General features: G+C 37.8%; 24 protein-coding genes. 5 read left to right on the top strand and 19 right to left on the bottom strand.

The genetic code is table 11. From position 1 onward, the window contains the following. Nucleotides 1–2: 2 nt before the first annotated feature. The 4 genes from FS458_RS05490 to queD all read right to left on the bottom strand — a co-directional run bounded on the left by FS458_RS05490 (nt 3) and on the right by queD (nt 3,026). Nucleotides 3–1,073 (bottom strand): M42 family metallopeptidase, encoded by a 1,071-nt coding sequence (locus FS458_RS05490; RefSeq protein ID WP_144698551.1) that lies wholly within the window; start codon nt 1,071–1,073, stop codon nt 3–5. Nucleotides 1,074–1,157: 84 nt separating this feature from the next. After that, a complete protein-coding gene (gene queC, locus FS458_RS05485; protein ID WP_144698549.1) occupies nt 1,158–1,829 on the bottom strand; it encodes a 7-cyano-7-deazaguanine synthase QueC in 672 nt (223 codons plus the stop codon). 2 nt (nt 1,830–1,831) lie between these two features. Further along, nucleotides 1,832–2,557, bottom strand: a complete 726-nt coding sequence (locus FS458_RS05480) for a 7-carboxy-7-deazaguanine synthase QueE (protein WP_144698547.1) — start codon at nt 2,555–2,557, stop codon at nt 1,832–1,834. Further along, nucleotides 2,547–3,026: a 6-carboxytetrahydropterin synthase QueD gene (gene queD, locus FS458_RS05475; RefSeq protein WP_144698545.1), complete on the bottom strand. Its 480-nt coding sequence runs from the start codon at nt 3,024–3,026 to the stop codon at nt 2,547–2,549. Before queD ends, FS458_RS05480 begins: the two co-directional genes overlap by 11 nt. 244 nt (nt 3,027–3,270) lie before the next feature. Here queD and FS458_RS05470 point away from each other — a divergent pair, with 244 nt between their 5' ends. After that, nucleotides 3,271–3,579 (top strand): PepSY domain-containing protein, encoded by a 309-nt coding sequence (locus tag FS458_RS05470; RefSeq protein WP_186320459.1) that lies wholly within the window; start codon nt 3,271–3,273, stop codon nt 3,577–3,579. Nucleotides 3,580–3,746: 167 nt separating this feature from the next. Here FS458_RS05470 and FS458_RS05465 read toward each other — a convergent pair whose 3' ends face one another. The 3 genes from FS458_RS05465 to trmB form a co-directional block, all read right to left on the bottom strand. Beyond that, nucleotides 3,747–4,283, bottom strand: a complete 537-nt coding sequence (locus FS458_RS05465; RefSeq protein WP_144698541.1) for a hypothetical protein — start codon at nt 4,281–4,283, stop codon at nt 3,747–3,749. Between the two features lie 125 nt (nt 4,284–4,408). Next, nucleotides 4,409–5,251 carry a YtnP family quorum-quenching lactonase gene (locus FS458_RS05460; protein ID WP_144698539.1) on the bottom strand — a complete coding sequence of 281 codons (843 nt, stop codon included), beginning with the start codon at nt 5,249–5,251 and terminating at the stop codon, nt 4,409–4,411. Between the two features lie 94 nt (nt 5,252–5,345). Continuing rightward, a complete protein-coding gene (gene trmB, locus FS458_RS05455) occupies nt 5,346–5,987 on the bottom strand; it encodes a tRNA (guanosine(46)-N7)-methyltransferase TrmB (protein ID WP_144698537.1) in 642 nt (213 codons plus the stop codon). A 117-nt stretch (nt 5,988–6,104) separates the two neighbouring features. Between trmB and FS458_RS05450 the strand changes: the two genes are divergently transcribed. Continuing rightward, a complete protein-coding gene (locus FS458_RS05450; RefSeq protein ID WP_186320458.1) occupies nt 6,105–6,389 on the top strand; it encodes a YtzH-like family protein in 285 nt (94 codons plus the stop codon). Nucleotides 6,390–6,439: 50 nt separating this feature from the next. Here the strand turns inward: FS458_RS05450 and FS458_RS05445 are convergent, their stop codons facing one another. The 6 genes from FS458_RS05445 to thpR form a co-directional block, all read right to left on the bottom strand. Next, complete coding sequence (locus tag FS458_RS05445) at nt 6,440–7,222, bottom strand: phosphotransferase family protein (RefSeq protein ID WP_144698532.1); 783 nt, start codon at nt 7,220–7,222, stop codon at nt 6,440–6,442. Nucleotides 7,223–7,376: 154 nt separating this feature from the next. Next, a complete protein-coding gene (pulA, locus tag FS458_RS05440) occupies nt 7,377–9,515 on the bottom strand; it encodes a type I pullulanase (RefSeq protein ID WP_144698530.1) in 2,139 nt (712 codons plus the stop codon). 162 nt (nt 9,516–9,677) lie between these two features. Then, entirely contained in the window at nt 9,678–9,881 is a 204-nt protein-coding gene (locus FS458_RS05435) for a hypothetical protein (RefSeq protein ID WP_144698528.1), read from the bottom strand. A 25-nt stretch (nt 9,882–9,906) separates the two neighbouring features. Further along, nucleotides 9,907–10,830 carry a diacylglycerol/lipid kinase family protein gene (locus FS458_RS05430; RefSeq protein WP_144698526.1) on the bottom strand — a complete coding sequence of 308 codons (924 nt, stop codon included), beginning with the start codon at nt 10,828–10,830 and terminating at the stop codon, nt 9,907–9,909. Between the two features lie 49 nt (nt 10,831–10,879). Continuing rightward, a complete protein-coding gene (locus FS458_RS05425; RefSeq protein WP_144698524.1) occupies nt 10,880–11,662 on the bottom strand; it encodes a hypothetical protein in 783 nt (260 codons plus the stop codon). A gap of 23 nt (nt 11,663–11,685) precedes the next feature. Further along, nucleotides 11,686–12,246 (bottom strand): RNA 2',3'-cyclic phosphodiesterase, encoded by a 561-nt coding sequence (thpR, locus tag FS458_RS05420; protein WP_144698522.1) that lies wholly within the window; start codon nt 12,244–12,246, stop codon nt 11,686–11,688. Between the two features lie 111 nt (nt 12,247–12,357). Here thpR and cysK point away from each other — a divergent pair, with 111 nt between their 5' ends. After that, nucleotides 12,358–13,290 (top strand): cysteine synthase A, encoded by a 933-nt coding sequence (cysK, locus tag FS458_RS05415; RefSeq protein ID WP_144698520.1) that lies wholly within the window; start codon nt 12,358–12,360, stop codon nt 13,288–13,290. 77 nt (nt 13,291–13,367) lie between these two features. On the opposite strand, the gene FS458_RS05410 is transcribed toward cysK, so the two are convergent. The 3 genes from FS458_RS05410 to FS458_RS05400 are packed head-to-tail and all read right to left on the bottom strand — an operon-like array spanning nt 13,368 to nt 17,037. Continuing rightward, nucleotides 13,368–14,549, bottom strand: coding sequence for an MFS transporter (locus tag FS458_RS05410; protein WP_144698518.1), 1,182 nt, complete (start codon nt 14,547–14,549; stop codon nt 13,368–13,370). 20 nt (nt 14,550–14,569) lie between these two features. Further along, on the bottom strand, nt 14,570–15,976 hold the full coding sequence (gene pepV, locus FS458_RS05405) for a dipeptidase PepV (RefSeq protein WP_144698516.1): 1,407 nt from the start codon (nt 15,974–15,976) through the stop codon (nt 14,570–14,572). A 53-nt stretch (nt 15,977–16,029) separates the two neighbouring features. Further along, nucleotides 16,030–17,037, bottom strand: coding sequence for a potassium channel family protein (locus FS458_RS05400; protein ID WP_144698514.1), 1,008 nt, complete (start codon nt 17,035–17,037; stop codon nt 16,030–16,032). Between the two features lie 427 nt (nt 17,038–17,464). Between FS458_RS05400 and FS458_RS05395 the strand changes: the two genes are divergently transcribed. Then, nucleotides 17,465–17,683 carry a DeoR family transcriptional regulator gene (locus FS458_RS05395; protein ID WP_066243921.1) on the top strand — a complete coding sequence of 73 codons (219 nt, stop codon included), beginning with the start codon at nt 17,465–17,467 and terminating at the stop codon, nt 17,681–17,683. A 93-nt stretch (nt 17,684–17,776) separates the two neighbouring features. On the opposite strand, the gene FS458_RS05390 is transcribed toward FS458_RS05395, so the two are convergent. Both FS458_RS05390 and FS458_RS05385 read right to left on the bottom strand, forming a co-directional pair. After that, nucleotides 17,777–18,412 carry a PRC-barrel domain-containing protein gene (locus tag FS458_RS05390; RefSeq protein WP_144698512.1) on the bottom strand — a complete coding sequence of 212 codons (636 nt, stop codon included), beginning with the start codon at nt 18,410–18,412 and terminating at the stop codon, nt 17,777–17,779. Between the two features lie 41 nt (nt 18,413–18,453). Continuing rightward, nucleotides 18,454–19,182 carry a pseudouridine synthase gene (locus FS458_RS05385; protein ID WP_144698509.1) on the bottom strand — a complete coding sequence of 243 codons (729 nt, stop codon included), beginning with the start codon at nt 19,180–19,182 and terminating at the stop codon, nt 18,454–18,456. A 102-nt stretch (nt 19,183–19,284) separates the two neighbouring features. Here FS458_RS05385 and FS458_RS05380 point away from each other — a divergent pair, with 102 nt between their 5' ends. Further along, on the top strand, nt 19,285–19,719 hold the full coding sequence (locus tag FS458_RS05380; RefSeq protein WP_144698507.1) for a DUF6884 domain-containing protein: 435 nt from the start codon (nt 19,285–19,287) through the stop codon (nt 19,717–19,719). Between the two features lie 48 nt (nt 19,720–19,767). Here the strand turns inward: FS458_RS05380 and FS458_RS05375 are convergent, their stop codons facing one another. Next, a complete protein-coding gene (locus FS458_RS05375; RefSeq protein ID WP_144698505.1) occupies nt 19,768–21,372 on the bottom strand; it encodes a putative polysaccharide biosynthesis protein in 1,605 nt (534 codons plus the stop codon). Nucleotides 21,373–21,438 lie beyond the last annotated feature (66 nt).

The following is a 21,438-nucleotide window of genomic DNA, read 5'->3' as shown; positions in this document are numbered from 1 at the left end:
CCTCAGCTGTTTTCTAAAATCGTTCTTAATGTGGATTCATCTGCTGTTTTAACAAGTCTTATTAGCAATTCTTTTGCGGCAGCATAATCATCTACATGTATCATAGAAGCATGCGTGTGAATGTAACGAGAACAGATCCCTATTACTGCAGAAGGCACACCATTTCCGGAGACATGTACACTTCCTGCATCTGTTCCACCTTGTGAAATGAAATACTGGTAGGGAATTTTATGCGTTTCAGCTGTATCTAAGATATATTCTCTCATACCACGGTGAGTTACCATCGTTCTATCTAGAATTCTTAACAACGCACCTTTTCCAAGTTGTCCAAATTCACTTTTATCCCCCATCATGTCATTCGCCGGACTTGCGTCTAATGCAAAAAACAGGTCAGGTTGGATCAAGTTCGCTGCCGTTTTTGAACCTCTCAGTCCAACTTCTTCTTGAACAGTAGCACCACTATACAATTCGTTAGGCAACGTTTCATCCTTTAATTCTTTTAATAATTCAATCGCTAAACCGACACCGTATCGATTGTCCCATGCTTTCGCCATGATTTTCTTCGGATTGGCCATCGGTGTAAAAGGACAGATCGGAACGATTTGCTGCCCCGGCCTTACACCCAGGTTATAAACTTCTTGATCGTTATCTGCGCCTATATCTATGTACATATTCTTAATACCCATCGGTCTGTTACGCTGATCCTCGGAAAGAAGATGAGGTGGAGTCGAGCCGATAATACCTGTTATAACATCACCTTTATCTGTGTAAATATTTACGCGTTGAGCTAATAGCACTTGGCTCCACCAGCCACCCAACTCTTGAAATTTAAGCATACCGTTCTTCGTAACCTTTGTAACCATGAAACCGACTTCATCCATGTGCCCCGCTACCATAATCTTTGGACCCTTTCCTTTTTTTACACCAAAGATGCTGCCAAGACCATCTTGAATAATTTCATCTGATACAGGTTCGATCTCTTTACGGACAAACTTACGAACATCTCTTTCAAAACCTGGAGCACCAGGCAATTCAGTCAATGTTTTAAACAAGTCGAGTGTTTCTTTATTCATATAAAAACAACCCCTTCTAATTAGTCACATGTACAGTTTTATTGTACACCTAATAAGAAGGGGTTTTCTATACTTATAAACGTTCTAGATTTCGTAAGTGATCGGATCGACTGCTCCAGCTTCTTTAAAACCTTTTAAACGTAAAACACAGCTATCACATTGTCCGCAAGCTGCTTCTTTTCCATTGTAGCAAGAAGTTGTTAGATCATATGGTACTTCAAGAGAAAGACCTTTTTCAATCGTCTCCTTTTTAGACAGAGAGATCAATGGTGTTTCTACGGAAATGTTTTTCCCTGTCACACCCGCTTTTGTTGCTAGATTGATCGTTTCCTCCATGCTCTGAATGAATTCAGGACGGCAATCTGGATAGCCGCTATAATCAACCGCCGAAACGCCTGTGTAAACGGCTGTAGCTCCGATTACTTCTGCATAAGCGCTTGCGAGCGATAAGAAAATCATGTTTCTAGCAGGTACGTAAGTTACAGGAATACCTTCTTCTGCCTCAGTTGGAACTTCTACCTTTTCATCGGTTAGTGCACTTCCACCTATATCTTTTAAAAAGGTAAGGTCTACAATTCTATGGTCTGCTACACCATAGTACTTGCCGACTTCGATCGCTTGTTCAACTTCTCGATTATGGCGTTGTCCATAGTGAAAAGTAATCGGGTACAAGTCATATCCTTCCGCTTTTGCGATCCCCATGCAAGTTGTGCTATCAAGTCCTCCACTTAAAACTATAACCGCTTTTTTGTTCATGGTTAAACCCCTCTCTCTTCTGGATGCCAGATCACTTTATGAAGCTGAAGACTGAGCTTTGCATTTGGGAGTGGATTCTCTAATAGAAGTTCAACAAGACGCCTTGGAGGCATGCTTTCCCAAACAGGGCTTACAGAGATCTGACCATTTCTGTAATGTTCAGAGACCACTTGTTTCGTTATCTCAAAATCGTTCACTGATCCAACAACGAATTTGATCTCGTCTTGATGTTGAAGCTCTTTGAAGTTATCCATGTGCATTCTGTCCATCTCACCAGAAGCTGGGAGCTTATAATCCATCACAAATCTCATCTTTTTTTGTAGATCATGGTGAGAGTTGCGCAATTGCTCAAACGGCTGTAAATCGATAGCTCCGTTCGTTTCAATGTGAATATCGACAATATGTTCTAAATCAGCCATCGCTAAAAGCAAGGCAGCTGATTTTTCTCGGTGGATTAAAGGTTCTCCACCAGTAAAACAGATTCGTTGCGATCGAAACGACTTAATCGTATTCACGATTTCTTCTATTGTAGCTTCAAATTCTGGTTTGGCAGGTGCATAACTGTATGTTGTATCACACCACGTACAGCGAAGATTGCAATGAAAAACACGTACAAAAACCGTTGGATACCCAGCTTGTAGTCCTTCACCTTCTACTGTTTCAAATATTTCGACCATAGGAACTTTCCAGTGCTTCCAAATGTCTCTAGACGGCAGATCAAACATCATTTTCCACCATCCATTCTCTTTTCATTACAGCATAGCTAGTAGGTGTCTCATATAATTTAAGTTCTTCTATCCTGTGACCTTGATCACTTAGTCCTCTATCGTTCAGTTGAAGATCAATTTGTTCCCAAATCCAAACAATCATATTCTCAGCAGTTGTATTCATCGGAGGAAGAACTTCATTTAAGTATTGATGATCTAATTTGCTGTCTATAGCTGATTTAAAAATCTCTTTGATCTCTCCAAAATCAACGGCAATGCCGATTGAATTCACAAAGCCACTCATTGTGATTACGAGTTTGTATGTGTGACCGTGGAGATTCTTACATTTTCCATCATAGCAATGCAGATGATGTGCTGCATCAAACGTAAACTCTTTGCATACAGCAACTCTCTTATTATGGTACTTTAATTGCTCGCTCTTAATGTCACGGCCAAGTATTTGAACATCTGTTGGAATTTTATAAGTCATTCCTGTTCATCCTTTCAAGTGGAGCACGAAAACAAAAAAACTCTGCTAAAAACGCAGAGAGTGTAAATGTTCATTCTTCACGCTCCCTAGTTTTGTTTTAAGAGGGGTGGGAATTTCGAACCCTCCATCTTTATCAAGAGTATCTTATCAAAAAAGCACAAGAAAAAGAAGGCTTTTCTTTGTTATACTGTTTAAGAAGAACCAATACGATTTGAAAATGAACTTACATAAGGTGGGAATACGAATGAATTGGAGAAACCTGATTCTAGCAGGCCTGACAGGTGCTGCAATCGGTTATGTTGTTACAAAAAAGCAGACAGAGACCATCACACCCGAAAAAGCGTTAAAACAATTGAAAGAAAAAGCAAGTGAACATTACAGAATCTCTGGAGCCTGGATCATGGTTAAAGCAGAAGAAAAGAACGTTCATGGCCTTCCATACTCTGTTTATAAAGGTGGTTTTTCAAACTCATCACCCGGAACAGAAACTTCTCATTTTGAATTTTTAATAGATGCTTCAACAGGAAGTCTATTGGAGCTCATACAGAAATAATGGCTGTTTTTTTAGATATTGTAAGTGTTGATTTCTGATTCAGGCTGCTCGCTTTCCACTCCAATCAACTTTCAAAGGTGAAAGGAGTTAAAGAAAAGGAGCGTTAAGAAAAGAACATAAGTAAAAAAAGCCCTTAGGAAAGTATCCTAAGGGCTTTTCTATGAAGATTATCGATATAGGTTAGTTTGGTCGTAAAGGTTGTTGTCGATCTTAAATTTCGTAGTAAGATATTGACGCTTCTCCCAAACCGCTAAGATGAATAAAGGAACAAGGATCAGAACGAATAATAGTGCAGTAACAACGATCCAGTCCATATGTGTTCCGAGGTCTGACTCGTGTGCTTTTTTATAATCTTTAATTTGAGAGTTTGCCTTAGCTACAGCAGCCTCAGCTAAAAGTTCATTTTTGTCAGCATCATAGAACACAACTTCTGTGTGATCGAAGTAAAAGATATTGTCTCTTACCGTGTCATAGTTAGCAATAGCAACTGTTACTTCAGATGCGTCTAACTTCGAATCTTGGTTTGGATAAGTCTCAATGTCTGTTAATGTGAGTGAACCCTTTTTTAAGTCTTTGTGCTTACTTTCAATTCCCTTTTCAATGGTCTTTTTCATTTCATCTGTAGCTTGCTCTGCAGATGCAGAAGTACCAATGGATAAAAACAGTGCTAGAACGGTAAAAATGGCAACTAACTGTTTTTTCATTTTAAATCCCCTCTCATTTCACTCTTAAGATATAAATAAAGTTCATCATTACATGCCTCTCATATTTTAACATATCCTGTCGATTTCGACATTCACTTGAAAATGGAAAATATGTGACGGTTTTTCTACATTTTCGGTGAGCGTGGTACTCTTTCTAACATTTCACCATTCTCATCCCACTTAACAGCACGATAAATACAATCATGATAAAAGAAATACCATGTGTCAGGCTTAATCCATTTTTGTTTTTGAGAGATCGAAGTCATAGGATAATCATCATAAGCCAGCACCCATAATGGATTATGATGTGCATGAGTAGGCATGATATCACCGATGTGATAGATTTTTTCGCCATTCTCTGTTGTAAGCTCGATCAGTGAATGCCCATCACTATGGCCTCCTGTATGAACCATTCTAATACCTTTCATAACTTCTATCTCTTCTTTAAACGTCTTTACTTGTTCTTGAATAGGTTCCCAATTTTCTTTCCAATATGTATTCTGAGACCTGATATTTGGATTTTTCAGCTCATTCCATTCAGTTTCAGAAGTGTAAATAACAGCGTTTTCAAAAACAGGTACTAACTGATCATCTTCCCATCTCGTCAATCCAGAGGCATGATCAAAGTGCATATGAGTCATGAGAATAATATCAATATCAGCAGTTGTTAAACCTTCTTTTTCTAAACTTTTTTCAATAAGCGACTCTTCGGTAACGCCATAGTTTCTTTTTTGTTTATCTGTTAATTTCCCAAAACCGATTCCAGACTCGATCAATATGTTCTTTCCTTCATACCCTTGAACAAGAATAGGCTCTGTTCTCAGTTCGATCTGATTATTGTCGTTAACAGGGTATTTTCTTTCCCACAAGGGCTTTGGCACGACTCCAAACATTGCACCGCCGTCCATATGTGTAACCCCGCCGTCCAACCAGGTCAGAGCCTTCTTTCCGATTTTCCACTGATCCATATTCTTTCTCCTTTCTATTCCGATCTCCATACAAGTGTATCATAAGAAACAGAGATCGTATGAAAAGAAAAAACCCAAGCATATGCTTGGGTTTTTATGAACGAAATTGTGCTTCCATGCGGTAGATTCTAAATCCTTTTTCAGAGAATTTCTCTTCATATTCAGTCATGATGTTATCTTCCATATCACTCTTATGAAGATCAAGACTTACCAGATTGAAAAACATACCGTAAGTTGACATACTATGAAGTGAATATTCAAACAACCCTTGATTATCAGTCTTGAAATGAATTTCACCTGGCTTTTTTAATACCGTCTCATATCTCTTAAGAAAACTTTCATGAGTTAATCTTCTTTTTGCATGTTTAGATTTTGGCCATGGATCTGAAAAATTAAGATAAACACGTTCAATTTCTCCTGGCTCAAAATAATCAAGTAAATGTGAAGCATCTGCTCTAATCAGTTTAACGTTCGGTTTTTCGTCTTCAAGTATACGGTCTAGCGCGGTAATGATGATGCTATCATAAAGCTCCATGCCTAAATAATTTATTGAAGGATTTTGTTTACCCATCCCATTAATAAATTGTCCTTTACCTGTTCCAACTTCAATATGAATCGGGTTATCGTTGCCAAAAAAAGAATGCCACTTCCCTTTCATCTTTTCTGGTTCGACTGAAACATATTTAGGATTTTCAATTAATTTGTCTTTAGCCCAAGGCTTAAATCGTTGACGCATATTTTCTCCCCACTTTTTTCACTTTTATATACAATTTCGTTTACTTTCATATATTGAACGAAGGATATTTTTTTAGCATAATCCATAAGCTATGCAATGAAAGGATGTGCAGCGAAAATGCCATTAAATCACAACGACCAATTGCATATCATCAGAGATCTTCTTCAAGACCATTACACCGATTGTGCTGGTTCACCATCCGAATGTGCTCAATTAGAACGTCTTGCTGCACATTTATTGGAGAACGGCGCTGTTCATGAAGAAGTAAGGAATATCTTGTCCAACATTAATGAATATAGTCACACCGGCTTTTCACACCAGCATCTAGAAGAGCATATTACGAATCATCGCCCACATTTAGAATCATGGATCAACACGATTCAAACGCATCATCCATATTAAGACACTATTCCCTAGGAAATAGTGTCAGATGATCTTATATAATGTCAGAGTTAGATGGAACCCGCAAGTTTCTTAATACTTTCTGCAAAATGGGCGGTCTCTTTAGACTGTCCTTTTTCTTTATACCAGAAAAAAGAGCTTATCGTTTGTGCCAAAACATACCAATGCATTCTTCTTTCTAAGTCATCATCGAGTATTTCCCCATAAATTTCAAGCCATTCTTCCCATTTTTCGTAAGGAATATAGCTATAGAGAAGCATTCCAAGATCAAGAGCTGGATCAGCTATCATCGCTCCGTCCCAATCGATCAAGTATAATTCATCCGATTCACTTAACAGCCAATTGTTATGATTTACATCACAATGACAAACAACTAAATTATCAACTGTAACTTCAGAGGCAGTCTCCATTAAATAAGCAAAGGAATCATTAATGATTTCTAGATAATCTTTTTCTTTACGCATCTGCAATTGTATATCGTTTAAAAGTTCAACAGGCGTTAATCTTTTTTTCTCAAGGCGATTCATCATGCCGAGCAGTTCTTGAGATCGGTGAATTTTTGCCAGAAGTTCTGCAACATTCTCACTTTTCATATCTGCTGCTTTCAGTTCACGTCCGTTTAGCCATTGTTGAGCTGTGATTACATCTCCATTACCTAACCTTTTTGTCCATAAAAGTTTAGGAACAATTCCTTCAGCAGAAAGAACAGCTAAAAACGGAGAGGAATTACGCTTTAAAAACAGTTTTTGGTTCCCATATTCAGCTATATATGCTTCTCCCGTTGCTCCGCCAGCAGGGGAAACCTGCCAATCTTCTCCCAAAATCTGTTCCAAAATGTTCACCTTCTTGTCTAGTTAAGAAATCCGTTTTTTATTAGTTGTTCGTTCAAAAAATAATAGCTTTTCCGTATCGAATTAAATTACTGCGAAGTCATTATTTTAACACAAAAAATCAAGAAAAGCACTTGATTCTTGATTCTTTACAATCCTAAACAGAATATAACAAAGAAAAAGATAATGGTTCTAATTGATATAGATCTTCGTCGATTAGCCGATTATAGTATATTTCATTTTCAATCGCTAACGTCCATGTGTTTTTTTCTAACGAGATTAATATCGGTTTAGTCGTTTGGTTAAAAAGTAATAAAGCATTATTCCAAAAAGAAGTATCCTTTTTTATATCGGTGGTTGGTAGGTGCAACTTAAATCCGAGACCGCCATCTGGGACTATCCATTCCGAAAGCTCAGTCGAGCTTTCAAGGAAGATAGGCTGTGTTTTCCTTATCCTAATCAGCTGTTTGAAATAATCAACTTCTTTATAAAAAGATTCACATCGATTCCAATCAAACGCATTTATGGTGTCTGGGAGGTTATAGCTGTTCTCTTCACCTTTCTTCGTTCGAAAACATTCTTGCCCAGCATGGATAAATGGAACACCTTGCGCAAAGATTGTAAACGCTAAGGCGAGCTGTTGTCTTTTTCTGCGAATGTATTCATCTTCAAATGGATGTCGGATAGACAATAAGTCAAATAAAGTATGATTATCATGACATTCTGAATAATTAATGCTTTGCTCTGGTTTGATAAACGTTGAATTCTGACCTGCATAACCCCTCATCACATGCTTCATTTGATGTTTGATTCGTTCATCATGATTACCATTTATAAACCCGCTCTGACCATCAGGAAAGATGCTTCCCTTAACTTGGTCCCTAAACGCATCATTGAAAAAAGAATAGGAAGGCATCTTTTTAGCAGATGAAAGAGTAGCTCGTTTTTCTGGTTCCAAATTCGTATTTAAGTCCCAACCTTCTCCAAGCAAAAAGACACCAGGATTCAAAGATTTTAGTTTCTCAGCGGCTAGGTTCATCGTTTCAACATCATGAATCCCCATCAGATCAAATCGGAATCCATCTACTTTATATTCACTCATCCAATACGTTAAAGCATCAAGGATGAACTTTCGCATCATTTTTCTTTCCGATGCTGTATCATTTCCTACACCGGTTCCATTAACCGGGTTTCCCCCATTATCATAACGAAAAAAATAGCCGGGAACGAGTTTTTCAAATGGTGATTCTTCTCTTTTATATACATGGTTGTATACCACGTCTAAAATAACAGAGAGCCCATTTTGTTGGAGTGTGTGTATTAATTTTTTCAATTCTTTAATCCTGCAAATGGGATCGTAGGGATTCGTTGCATAAGATCCTTCAGGAGAAAAAAAATGAACCGGATCATATCCCCAGTTGTACCTTGAATTAGGCATTGTTTCATCAACACTTCCGAAGTCTGCTACGGGCAACAATTGAACGTGAGTGATCCCGAGACTTTTCAAGTATTCCAATCCTGTATGAAACCCATTGGGTGTTTTTGTTCCTACTTCTGTTAATCCTAAATATTTGCCTTTATTTACGACACCACTATCAGAATGAATCGTTAAATCCCGAACATGAACTTCATAAATAATACTGTCTGTTTTTGAACGAAGGTTTATCCTTTTTCCTGATCGATTCCATCCTTCAGGATCTGTTTCTGGAAGATGGATAACGACCGAATATACACCATTTGCAGTAACAGACTTAGAATACGGATCTGTTGTTTCTACCCATTCATGGTTTACGTTTACAACAAACAGATATTCTGTGAGATGGTGATCTCCTTCTAACGTAATTTCCCAAACTCCTTTTTCGGTCCGTGACATTTTTTGTTCATTAAAGGTGTTAGATTGTTGGGTTTTATACTTTAGTTTCATCGCGAAAGCTACAGGTGACCAAACTTTAAACGTTGTGCTCTCAGGAGTGTAAATCGCTCCATGACTTGTTTCATCATAATAGAGACTATCGAACTTTGGTGTACGTACAATGCTACCGATCATTAAAGGGATTCTTGATTCGTTAATCGTGACCCAATATCGGTTTTTTAAATCGATCGGCATTCTCGTTCTGCATTTATAGATTACTTGATTATGATAATGTTCTTGTTTATCAATGGTTAACGGCTGAACCACCTTTTTATCATCTGCCAATGAAAGTGACGGGCTGACCGAAAAGGGCTTATTAACTACAATCGTTATCATAGAAAAATCATCCATATATGCGGACATTGAAATGTGATCACTTTTCATTGAACTCACCCCTCTTTATCACTATTACATCATATTGAACGTAAAATGAATTGGTTATTCCTTTTTTATATAAAAAAAGAGACTCATCCTAAAAGTAAGATAGGTTTACTTTAGGCAGCCTCACACGTTTGGCGAAGATAACTAAAAAAAGTTTATTTATCTTCACTCAGCATTTAAATACTTGTTCTTCATGATTCTTCCTGCAATAACGATTGCCGCATAAAAGACGATCGGTACTATAATTCCGATCATTAGCTGTTCATTGGTTACATCTAGAATCCATTTTTTTAAACCAGACTTCTTTTCGATCAACATCACCCATAGGAATGCAAAAAGTGCAATATTAAAAAAATCTGTCCATTTCATTTTTATTCCCCACTCATTTATGAATTTATATTTTAACCGAAACCGTACCTGGTTGAACTTTAATACGAATAGGAGTGGTTCCTTTATACTCACCATCAGCATGGATCGCTACAGATCGACGTGTAATAACCTCAATCTCTTTCCCTTTAAACTGTGAAACTCCTTGTACGTTTACGTGGCCACCCCAAAATACAGAAATAAAGAGCAACAAGAGTTTAAAAAGTGATAGATCATGCACAACACAAACATCTAAGATTCCATCGTTACTCTTAGCTGATGGACAAATTTTCATACCCCCTCCATAATAGGGCATGTTACCCACAGCTACAAGCCAGACCTTATTAAACACATATTCTTGTCCATCGATTTTTACTTCCATAGAATCAGGCACATAGAACTTTAGAACCTTAAACAATGTGAAAACATATGCAAGTGAACCTAATTTCAGCTTATGCAGGTACTTTTTGTATGCTGCTTCATTTGTGCTCTTTGCGACTTCTCCATCTAAACCAATACCGATTGCACTAATAAAAGACTGGATTTTATTGCTTCGTCCTACCAGTTGAATATTACCAGAATCAGTCTTAACTATTCGGTTGCGTTTCAGATAAAGAAGTTGTTTCTTTAATCCTTTAACATCTTTCGTTAAGACCCGGACGATATCATTGCCAGATCCTCCAGATATAAAGCCTAAAGGTATGCTTTGATTTTCTTGCATGCCGTTTAAAACCTCGTGAATCGTACCGTCTCCACCTACAGCAATAACAGCTTTAATATCATCTTTGTTTATGTATGTAATCTTCTTCGCGATTTCTGTTGCATGACCGCTATACTCCGTATAAAACGTTCTATAGCTTATCTCTTCCTCGTCCATTACTTTTTTTAATTGATTAAATGTATGAATTGCTTTAGCGTTGTTTGCATTAATAATAAAGAAAAATTTTTTCATACCAGTGCGTCCTCAATCTATGTTTTTAAAAGTATTTCGACAAAATCTCTCAAATACCTTCAAAGTGAAACTCAGACTCACTGGATAACGGATCTTTTCTATAAAGAGAGTTTGTCACACCTAATTTTAGGAGTTCAGACACAAACTTTAATTGCAGACCTTTAATGGGTGCTGGGTTTTGCTGCAGAAGGGCATGCCACTCATTAAAATTGCGTTTATCTACATAGCTGACTCTTCTCCAATCACTCGTAAAATCTATGAATGCTTGGGGTGCAACAATGCATGGTTTAATAGACAACTGTTTTTGATAAGGTTCCAAAGTTTCTTGTACTATAGATTGCATACGTTCGAGCCGAATAAAAGGACTCAAGGCAGTTTTTTTATCCTCATGTCGAACATTTTTCCAAAAACGTTTGTTATCAGCTTCTTGCCAAATTCCTTCTCCATTCATCCAAACAATCAGCCAGACCTCCGTTGGCCCAACTAAGATAATATTTAGTTCCACACCTGTATTTTTCACACGAATGACAGGTTCATAGAACAAAAAGTAGTTATCAGGAATTCCTTGAATGAGTAACTTTAGTGTCTCATCGTGTAGATACTTTTTATCCCAGTTTGAGATTTCTTTCACAGTCGATGTCGCCCAGTTCATCTGATGATGAAATAATTTTTCACGAAATTCTTGATGCGTGCGTTTGAGATGATCTGTTTCGTTTTGTTGTTGATCTGCTTTCCATCGATTTTCTTTAATTCGCATAAATAACGATTGATAGTGATATAAATTGTTTTCGTATCTGGATACATAATCAAGTAATTTAACAAGCTGCGCCATTAGATCCCCTCTCTTTCATCTCTCTATATCGAATAAGAGTGTAAAACATGGTATTTCGGCTGTTTCTCTATATGCGTTTCATAGAGAACAAATTGATCTGCATGGAATCGAATGTTTTCACCATACTGTTTCCACCATTTATGAGAGTCCACCAAATGATGAGCTGACTCTATATGTTTCCGTGCAAGCGTAATATGCGGTGCATAAGATCTTTTATCAAGCTGAAAACCTACCTTCTCACATACATAAGCCACTTGTTTTTGCAGAGTATATAAAAAGGGTTCATCTTCAACACCTGCCCAGAAAATTCTTGGGTGCTGTTCGTTTCCAAAAAAACCAAATTGGTTTATTTGAAGAGAAAAAACGTTTTCTGTTTTAATCATTATTTTTTCGTTTAGTAACTCATGAAGCTTTTCAATCTTCTCTGATGAAGCAACACCTAAAAAGGCTAAAGTGATGTGAAAATCTTCAGGGTATACCCACGTTTTAAATTGATGTTCGTTCTTTAAATGGCTGCAAATTTTGGCAAGTTTTGTTTTCGCCTCATCAGGAAGCTTGACTGCCAAAAAATAATGTCTTTGCATATTACTCACACACCTTCATTTATTTTATCAAAGAATACATGCGTTCATCTGCTTTTTTCACACGTGACTTATTTGTTATAATTGATTCAGCAAGAAAAAGGAGTGCAGTTTATGAGAGTTGTTACAAATATTGCAGATTTAATCGGCGACACACCTATCGTAAAGTTAAACCGCCTTCCTCATCAAGAGGGAGCCGATGTATATGTGAAACTAGAGTATTACAATCCTAGTCGAAGCCTGAAAGACCGAGCTGCCTATAATATGATTATTGATGCAGAACAAAAAGGTCTCTTAAAAGAAGGTTCTACGATTATCGAACCTACTTCAGGGAATACCGGGATCGGACTCGCTATGAATGCGGCCGCTAGAGGTTATTCTTCCATAATTGTGATGCCTGATACGATGACAGAAGAAAGAATAAATCTTTTAAAGGCATATGGCGCAAAAGTTGTACTAACTCCTGGTGATGAAAAGATGCCTGGAGCGATTAAGAAGGCACGAGAGCTTGCCGAAGAAATTCCTAACAGCTATATGCCCATGCAATTCGAGAACCCTTCAAACCCTGATGCACATAGGGGAAGTACAGCGATTGAGATTAAAGAAGCCATTGAAGAGTTGAACAAACCCTTCACCGCTTTTATCGCACCTGCAGGTACTGGAGGGACAATTACAGGCACGGGTGAACAACTTAAAACGTTTTTTCCGAATTTAACTGTACATGTGGTAGAACCTAAAGGGTCTCCTGTTCTTTCAGGAGGTAAACCTGGGAAACACAAGCTTGTAGGAACGAGTCCTGGTTTCATTCCACCCATCTTAAATCAAAGTGTTTATGATGAAATTGTTCAAGTAAACGATGAAGACGCGTATACGATCACGAGACGTCTTGCATCAGAAGAAGGTATCTTGGTCGGACCATCATCAGGAGCTGCTGTTTATGCGGCTTTAAAAATTGCAAAGAAGCGCAAAAAAGGCGATATCGTAGTTTGTATAACGTGTGATTCAGGAGAACGGTATCTATCGAGTGATCTGTTTCAGTTTGAATAAAGACAAAGCATCCCAATATCGGGATGCTTTTATATATATATCAACGACTGCCAAAAGCAAATACCCACTTTTGAATTTTACAGAGATCGTTGAATCAGTATTCGACCTTGCACTTCCATCTTTGTAAGGATCAAGACCATGAACAGCCCTATAAATGATAGAACTCCAAAAAATAAATACGTGTAAAAGATGGTGTATTTATCAAAGATCACACCGCCTACGAACGTACAAAACCAAGAGCCTAAACCATTCCCCACAGCCGTGTATAAGGAAACAGCTGTAGCTCGTACTTCAACGGGGGTATAAGTTCGAACATAATCCATAGCTGCTGGAATGAACAGACCAACTGAAAATCCTTGTACAACTGTTGTCAGCAGTACGATTTGATACGATGGTTCAAAGAAATAAAACGTCCAACGAACAGCAGATACAGACGCTGCGAAAACCATAATATGCATCATTCCCCACCTTTTTATAGTGAGTCCTGCAAACTTCATAAATGGTGCTTCACTTCCTGCTGCGATGAAGAAGGCTAGTCCAACACCAGCTAAAGTTCCGCCTGTTTCTTGAATGTAAAATCCAAAATAAAAATTATTAGCAAAGATAGGTCCAAATACCAAGAAAGTAGAAGAAAGGAAAACTAAATACGAAGGCATCCTAACTAATTGTCCAATACCCTTTCTAAGATCTGTTCGGAGCGATTGATTATCTTTTGGCATCTTGATTACAAAGAACATACAAAGAAGAAGAACAGAAGTAAACATATAGAAGATCACTTGAGTACCTATAGAGTCCGCAAGCCTTCCTGCTATAAATACGGCTATAGCAAATCCAATTGCTCCAAAAAGCCTGTAATTTCCATATTGCTTGTTCTCTTTTTGTACGTAATTTAAAAGAATACTGTCTGAAACAGGAACTAAGGCACTCTGCATGAACGAAAAAGCGATAAGTATTCCAATTAACCAAATATAAGATTTAAACAGATAGATGCTAAAACCTAAGCACGCTGTTAGTAGTAAAGAAAATACTAAAACGGCCCTTGGACGTCTTGAATAATCTGTAACGATACCCCATAGAGGTTGAGCAAAAATCATTACGACTGGGCTGATGGACATTAAGGTTCCTATTTCTGTCCCGCTGAGACCTACTGAGTCTTTAAAATAAACACCTAATAACGGAAATAAACTCCCTAGACCAAAAAAACTTAATAGGTAAAAGCCTTTTAGACTGATAGAGGTTTGGTCGAACGAATGATTCATGATGTACCCTCTCTTATTTGCTATTTAGCTAGTTCGTATATGGCTTGTGCATAAATGGCAGAAGCAAGAAGTAAATCTTCTACAAACATATGCTCATCCTTTTGGTGAGCCACATCTTCTCTTCCTGGGAACAGTGCACCGAAAGCAACTCCTGTTTCCAACGACCGTGCATAAGTTCCTCCGCCAATAGCCATCAATTCACCTTTTTTGCCTGTTTGATCTTCGTATACTTTTTGTAGCGTTTTAATCAATGGGTGATGCTCTTCTACATAGTTTGGTGGATTGTTTTCGATGATTCTCATCGACCAATCATCTTTTTTCGCTCTGGTTAATAATGTATGTTCGATTTTCTTGCTGTCATGTGTAACCGGATAGCGTATGTTTAACCCTACTTTTCCGCCTTCTGTCCCGCTATACGACAGGACTCCTGCATTAACCGTTAGCTTACCGCTCGCCTCATCTTCTGCAGCGATATTTAATTTATCACCTGTATACTCGCCCGTCAGCTCGTCCAACAACTTGAGAAACAATTTAGCCTTTCCAGTGAACGACAGAGTGTTTAAATATCCACCTAATATAAGTCCAGCATTTTTACCCATTTCAGGTGTGCTTCCGTGTGCCGATTTCCCTTTAACTTTTAGGGTTAAAGCATCACCTTCGATTTGAGCAGCGTATTCTACTCCAGATTTCTGTCCGAATGCTTCAAATAATTGCTGTACTTCCTCTAAACCGCTTCCTTGAATTTTAGCTTCAGCATAATCTGGTACCATATTTAAACGTTGGCCCGAAGTAAAGGAAAGTAATTGAAGTTCGTTTTTGTCTCTTTCTTGATCGGTTTTGAGACGAAACTCTACATCAAAGATTCCTTTTTCAGCAGAGATAATAGGGAAATCTGCATCAGGAGCAAATCCGATCGCTGGCATCTCTTCTTTCGTAAAATAATGTCTTACACATTGCCAGTTGCTCTCTTCATCACAACCAATAATCATACGGACCCTTTTCGATAACGGAAGCTCTAATTCTTGAATGATCTTCATTCCATAAAAAGCTGCCATTGTAGGACCTTTATCATCGATCGCACCTCGTGCAAAGATCTTTCCGTCCTTTACTTCAGCTCCAAAAGGATCTACAGACCAGCCATCACCAGGAGGGACCACATCAACATGGCAGAGAACACCTACGATATCTTCTCCATTTCCGATTTCTATGTGTCCTGCATATCCGTCTACATTCTTAACCGTCATCCCACTGTCTTTTCCAAGATCCAACATATAAGTTAAAGCTTTTTCTATCTCGTGGCCAAAAGGAGCTCCTGCTTTTGCATTCTCTTCATCAAGTAGACTAGGAATACGCAATAAACCTTTTGTATCCTCCATAAGCTGTTTTTTTCTCTTTTCAACTTGTTCTTTCCAATTAATCTGATCCATTCTCTTACATCCTTTCAAAAAAACTTGTTCTTTACTTATCGTATTACTCACGGTTATATGATCGACTCGTATACATCTTTGCTGCAGATGATATAGAGGCGTGCATCATCAGGAATCGAATCGTTTAATTTTTTGTTTATCGAAAGATCGTTGCCATCTGCTATTAGTGTAGCACCTTGCTGCAACAAACTGTCAAAAGCGTCTTTATATGTTACCCATTCGGCTCGTTTACCAACTTCAAACAAATTTTCTCCTTCTTTATGAGAAAGAAGTTGTGTGTATATCTCTGTAATTCCTTTAGAGAATGCAGACCTTACAGCCATACGTGAAACTGTTTCATGACTTAAGACAAACTCATCTACTTTAGCATGCCTAAAGTTTTTAATATGCTCTTCTTTTTTTATCTCTACCGTACTATGTATGTGAGGAGTTAAACGTTCTACGGAAGTTACGATCAAGAGTGTTTTTCCATCAGCAAGTGCTGAATCATGAATCGAATCATCCGAAAACACTAGTACAGATTTTGCTTCCTTCAAATTTGCCTGAACGAGCGTTTCTTCTATTGATGGATCTCCTTGAATATAGTGAACATTCTGATGCGTAATCGGTGTTACAGACAGATTATCAATGAGAACGACTTCTAAGTTGGGATGTGTTTCTGTAATTTCACTAACAGCATATTTTGCTTTCTCAGACCATCCTATAATTACGAAATGATTTCTTCCTTTAAAAGTCAATCTCCCTTCCTCCTTTCGTTTACGGTGAGCACCTAATGCTTCTACCAGTTTTCCAATAGCCAGACCAGCAATACCGATACCGATCAAGAAGATGAAAATCGCATAGATTCTTCCTGCTGTGGATACCGGATAATAATCGCCATAACCGACCGTGGTAACGGTAGTCATAACATACCATAGGGCATCAAACCAGTTAGGGAATGTTTTTGGTTCTAAAAGATGCATAACAACTGACGAAAAAATAACGACAAAAAAGGTAAATGAAAAAATTCCAAACTTATTTATAACGATAAGTCTATTCATCAGCTTTTGTAAAATATACACCTCATCGCTCCTTACATAATTTTTTTAATAACCTTATTATTGTACCTTATTCCCATTAAAATGGTTAGATGGTTTCGCTTTCTCAGGAATATCGGGATATTGACATATAAATAATTTAGTGTATAATGGTGCCAAATAGGAGGTGTAGTGTTGGTTAACTGACAGTTTTCCTCTATATCTTTATATTAAGGATCATATGTTCGTTATGAGGTTTTGCTGCCTAGCCGCACAGACATCTTTTTGAACGTTATTACTACATCTAATGGCTGACGCAGCGGAGAACCGATACGGATTCTTCGCTTTTTTTTATAAAAAAGGGTGGGTCTTAAGAATTAAAAAGAATGTAATACAACGTTCATATTTCATTAACTTTAAACTGGTATCATATAGTGTGTTAACAACTATCTAAATAACAAGGAGTGGTTTTTTGAGTCCTTCAACTGACAGAATGTTGAATCGTGTGAAAGCCCTGTATTTGTTTATTCGCAAGAAAGGTACTGTAACAACACGAGAACTAGTTGAAGAATTTGGAACTACGCAGCGTACCATCCAGAGAGATCTTAACGTCCTCTCTTATAACAATTTAGTAACAAGTCCTGCCCGAGGTATGTGGGAAACAACAGGCAAAAAAGTAAAAGTATCTTAAAGAAGATATAATAAATAATTTTCGGATAAGCATATTGCATTAAATAATCCCCGCTAATTAATTAGCGGGGACTTTTTTTGTTATTAACTAGTATTAAAGTTCGTCCTTGTTATCTCTTAAGAGCAGATCAGGAGTTCTTTCAATGTTCCATTCACGGTTTTCCCAATTCGGTGTTCCTGAAACAGGCATATACTTATCATCCTGACCGAATAAGTTCTTCCAAAATCCTTCCGCAAGAGAAAAACCAATAACTTGCTGACGATCTGTATCAATGATCAGATCTTTTATCTTTCCGATTTTTTCACCATCTTGATCGATGACAGTCCAATCTTTTATAGCCATATAAGAATAACACTCTTTTGGTTCATCTCTTTGTAATTCATTTCCGGAAAACACAAGTTTATCTTCATCAAATTCTTTCACTTGATGCCAAGGGATAAAAAAGGTCTCTTTTCCATAGTTCTGATTAGCAGCAAGGTTAGAGGTTCCTGTAAACGGAGTATGTTGTGTACCGATGCCTGAAGTGGCAGCAACAACTGTTTCCATATGCTTATCTGAGGGAATCTCTTCACGCTGATTGATTCCATTGTCAACGGTGTACGTAAAATAACATAAACGGTGATCGTACATATTAAATAGAATGTCGTCGATTTTATGCTGTGTTTCTTCAGTCGATATCGTATGATTTTGAGCTTTTGCACCCATTAACTTCTCTGCAGATAATTTCATTGGTATACAACTCCTTTTTATTGGAAGATACCCCTTATAAATTATTCAAAAACATCCTCTTTTAAAGAAAGTAAGGATAGTTCTTCTTCTGCAAGCTCTCGATACATTCCTAACTCAAGTGATTCATCAAGCTTGAGTTGTCCCATCTGAATTCGTTTTAAGAAAATGACCTTTCTCCCTATAGCCTCAAACATTCTTTTCACTTGATGAAACTTTCCTTCAGTGATGGTTAGCTCAATCTCTGATTCTTTTTCGTCATTTGACAAGATTTTTAATAAAGCAGGCTTTGTTTTATACCCATCATCTAAGATGACACCCTCTTTAAAGCTTTCAAATGCATCCTCTGGAATCGATCCATTTATTTTTGCGTAATAAGTCTTAGGAACATGTTTTTTAGGTGATAACAAAGAGTGAGATAGCTGACCATCATTGGTTAATATCAATAATCCCTCAGTATCAATATCTAATCTCCCAACAGGAAATGGTTCAAAATTCTGATCTTCCATATAAAGAAGATCGATTACCGTTTCGTGCCTAGAGTCTTCAGTCGCCGAGATGACCCCTTGAGGCTTGTTCATCATTAAGTAGATGAACTCCCTATAAACAGCTTCTTCACCATGAACCAAAACGTTATCAGTATCCGGGTTTGCTTGAGTTTTTGCATCCTTTACAACCTCACCGTTCAACGTAACTGCACCTGATTTTAGCAGCTGTTTTACTTCTTTTCTGCTTCCAAAGCCTGTATTTGATAACCATTTATCTATTCTCATAAGATACCTCCAGAATGAATGATCTTTTTTTCCTATATTATTGTAAAAAATTGATTGATTTTTGAAGAAACGGGGTAATTTAGTACTATAGGAGGAATTGGAATGAAAAGGAAAATAGGTCTTCTAGCAACTGCTCGAAAAAAAGCTTCTACCCCTTCTGCAGCTATAGATTTATACATAAGTCCCTTATTCGTTAAGTCTGTTCAATACGCACAAAACCATTATGATGATTTTTACTTTTTTAGTGCTAAAGAAGGACTCGTAACGAAAGACCAATACATTGAACCGTATAATGTTTCTATCAAAAATTTTACGACATCTGAAAAACGGGAATGGGCACATCACGTGATACAAGACTTAGAACAAAACGTTAAGCCTTCTCAATGTAAGATTTTTATTCATGGCGGCTGGGTATACCGGGAATTCTTACAGCCCGCGCTTGAAAGAGCAGGATTTCAATTTGAAGTTCCTCTCGAAGGATACAGCATTGGTAATCAACTTAAATGGTATGATGAACAAAATCATGTCAAAAAATGAATACCGCAGAAAAAGAAGGCTACTTATCAGCCTTCTTTTTTCTTTTACTTATTTTCTGCGTTTCAAAAAAGGAATGCGATCACCTAGTATGATATTTAATAATCCTGATCGGTGACTTAAGAACACGTACACTGCTCCCCCAGAGAGAATTCCTGCTGTTAATTTAATGATTGTATCAAGTCTTGTTTCAGTCTCACCTAAGAGCGCGGATACGATCATAACAGTAACAGCCATCGCTGCGCAAAACAACGTGATCAGAACCGTTCTTCGATATACCCATTTAAAGGAGAAGCCGCTGTATTTTTTAATGATATACAGATTAAACAAGATCGAAAGTGTGTATCCGATGTCTGTTGCAATAACAGAGCCGGTCCCACCGAACAGCAATAATAAAGGTTTGTTTAGAATCAATTTCGCTAAAAAACCAGCTGATAAACTGATAAACGCATAACGTTGCTGGTTAAGTCCCTGTAAGATCGCTGCCGTAACAGTAAACATCGCAAACCATAACGCGGTCGGAGCGTACCATTGAAGATAATAACCACCGGTCTCCATAGATGACAACCCAAAGAGTGCACCATATGCAGGGTATGCAAGAACTGTTAGCCCGATCGCTGCTGGTGCAGTTAAGAACAGCACCATCTGAAACGTTTGCGTGATCTGTTTATGAAGTATCTCATCATCGTTTTGGGTGAACGACTTCGTTATGACAGGTATCAAGGTTAGTGCAAGAGCAGTTGCTAATGATACTGGAATCATTACAAGCTTATGCGCGATCTGAGTGATGATGGCGAATACAGATTCCGCTTCTTTCAGCGTATAATCCATTTTCTTAAGCGTATTTACGATCGTAAACTGGTCCACCATCTGATAGAGCGGAATAGCTAGACCGACAGCTACAAACGGAATCGCATATTTGATCGTTTCCTTATAAATATCTTTTAACGAAATATCTGCAACAGGTTTACTTTCTCTATACATCTTGTCCAGATGCGGTTTTCTTTTGATCCAATACCAGATGAGAACGGCTAAGCCTGCAACTGCTCCTAGCGTAGCTGCAAATGTAGAAAGCGCAACGGCTGTTGTTATCTCACCGTTCATTAGATTAATTACAACGAAACTTCCAACAAGAATGAACACAATTCGAACGATCTGCTCAATGACTTGTGACACCGCTGTTGGTCCCATAGATTGAAAGCCTTGGAAATATCCACGAATCAAACTCATGGATGGTACTACGATTAGGGCCGTACTTACCATTCGAATAACTAATGTAATGTCTTCAATGCTGTTGCCTTGTCCGCCTTTTTCATCGATAATCTGATGCGCAAGTATAGGTGCCAGCATATACAAGATGACAAAAGCTAGCGTTCCTGTCAGCGTCATGACGAGAAGACCAGATTTTAGCAATTTCCTCCCTGCCGCATAATCTCCTAATGCATTATATTTAGAAACAAATTTAGAAACAGCAAGCGGAACTCCCATTGTGGAAATACTAAGTAATATGGTGTATGGAATATAAGCATAGCCGTATAGAGCCATACCTTGTTCTTCTACTAGATTGGTAAATGGAATGACAAAGATCAATCCGATGAATTTTGAGAAAAACGTCGCAGCGGATAGAATCAATGTTCCATGAAGTAATCGAGACAACTATTTTCAGCTCCTACTAATCATCCTAAAAAACATTATTGATATTGTATCACATTAAAAGCGGAT

The organism is Fictibacillus phosphorivorans (assembly GCF_007673525.1).
Taxonomy (GTDB): domain Bacteria; phylum Bacillota; class Bacilli; order Bacillales; family Fictibacillaceae; genus Fictibacillus; species Fictibacillus phosphorivorans_C.
Note: the sequence above shows the minus strand (reverse complement) of the source record. Positions and strands in the feature narration are given on the sequence as shown.

Bases quoted from the DNA above. Each gene is read 5' to 3' on its own strand.
- FS458_RS05450 (WP_186320458.1), top strand. From the start codon at position 6,105: ATGCCATTAAATCACAACGACCAATTGCATATCATCAGAGATCTTCTT.
- FS458_RS05380 (WP_144698507.1), top strand. From the start codon at position 19,285: ATGAAAAGGAAAATAGGTCTTCTAGCAACTGCTCGAAAAAAAGCTTCT.
- trmB (WP_144698537.1), bottom strand. From the start codon at position 5,987: ATGCGTCAACGATTTAAGCCTTGGGCTAAAGACAAATTAATTGAAAAT.
- FS458_RS05385 (WP_144698509.1), bottom strand. From the start codon at position 19,182: ATGAGAATAGATAAATGGTTATCAAATACAGGCTTTGGAAGCAGAAAA.
- FS458_RS05425 (WP_144698524.1), bottom strand. From the start codon at position 11,662: ATGGCGCAGCTTGTTAAATTACTTGATTATGTATCCAGATACGAAAAC.
- FS458_RS05465 (WP_144698541.1), bottom strand. From the start codon at position 4,283: ATGAAAAAACAGTTAGTTGCCATTTTTACCGTTCTAGCACTGTTTTTA.
- FS458_RS05410 (WP_144698518.1), bottom strand. From the start codon at position 14,549: ATGAATCATTCGTTCGACCAAACCTCTATCAGTCTAAAAGGCTTTTAC.
- pepV (WP_144698516.1), bottom strand. From the start codon at position 15,976: ATGGATCAGATTAATTGGAAAGAACAAGTTGAAAAGAGAAAAAAACAG.
- queD (WP_144698545.1), bottom strand. From the start codon at position 3,026: ATGACTTATAAAATTCCAACAGATGTTCAAATACTTGGCCGTGACATT.
- thpR (WP_144698522.1), bottom strand. From the start codon at position 12,246: ATGCAAAGACATTATTTTTTGGCAGTCAAGCTTCCTGATGAGGCGAAA.
- cysK (WP_144698520.1), top strand. From the start codon at position 12,358: ATGAGAGTTGTTACAAATATTGCAGATTTAATCGGCGACACACCTATC.
- FS458_RS05435 (WP_144698528.1), bottom strand. From the start codon at position 9,881: ATGAAATGGACAGATTTTTTTAATATTGCACTTTTTGCATTCCTATGG.
- FS458_RS05430 (WP_144698526.1), bottom strand. From the start codon at position 10,830: ATGAAAAAATTTTTCTTTATTATTAATGCAAACAACGCTAAAGCAATT.
- FS458_RS05390 (WP_144698512.1), bottom strand. From the start codon at position 18,412: ATGAAATTATCTGCAGAGAAGTTAATGGGTGCAAAAGCTCAAAATCAT.
- queC (WP_144698549.1), bottom strand. From the start codon at position 1,829: ATGAACAAAAAAGCGGTTATAGTTTTAAGTGGAGGACTTGATAGCACA.
- FS458_RS05490 (WP_144698551.1), bottom strand. From the start codon at position 1,073: ATGAATAAAGAAACACTCGACTTGTTTAAAACATTGACTGAATTGCCT.
- FS458_RS05480 (WP_144698547.1), bottom strand. From the start codon at position 2,557: ATGATGTTTGATCTGCCGTCTAGAGACATTTGGAAGCACTGGAAAGTT.
- pulA (WP_144698530.1), bottom strand. From the start codon at position 9,515: ATGAAAAGTGATCACATTTCAATGTCCGCATATATGGATGATTTTTCT.
- FS458_RS05460 (WP_144698539.1), bottom strand. From the start codon at position 5,251: ATGGATCAGTGGAAAATCGGAAAGAAGGCTCTGACCTGGTTGGACGGC.
- FS458_RS05470 (WP_186320459.1), top strand. From the start codon at position 3,271: ATGAATTGGAGAAACCTGATTCTAGCAGGCCTGACAGGTGCTGCAATC.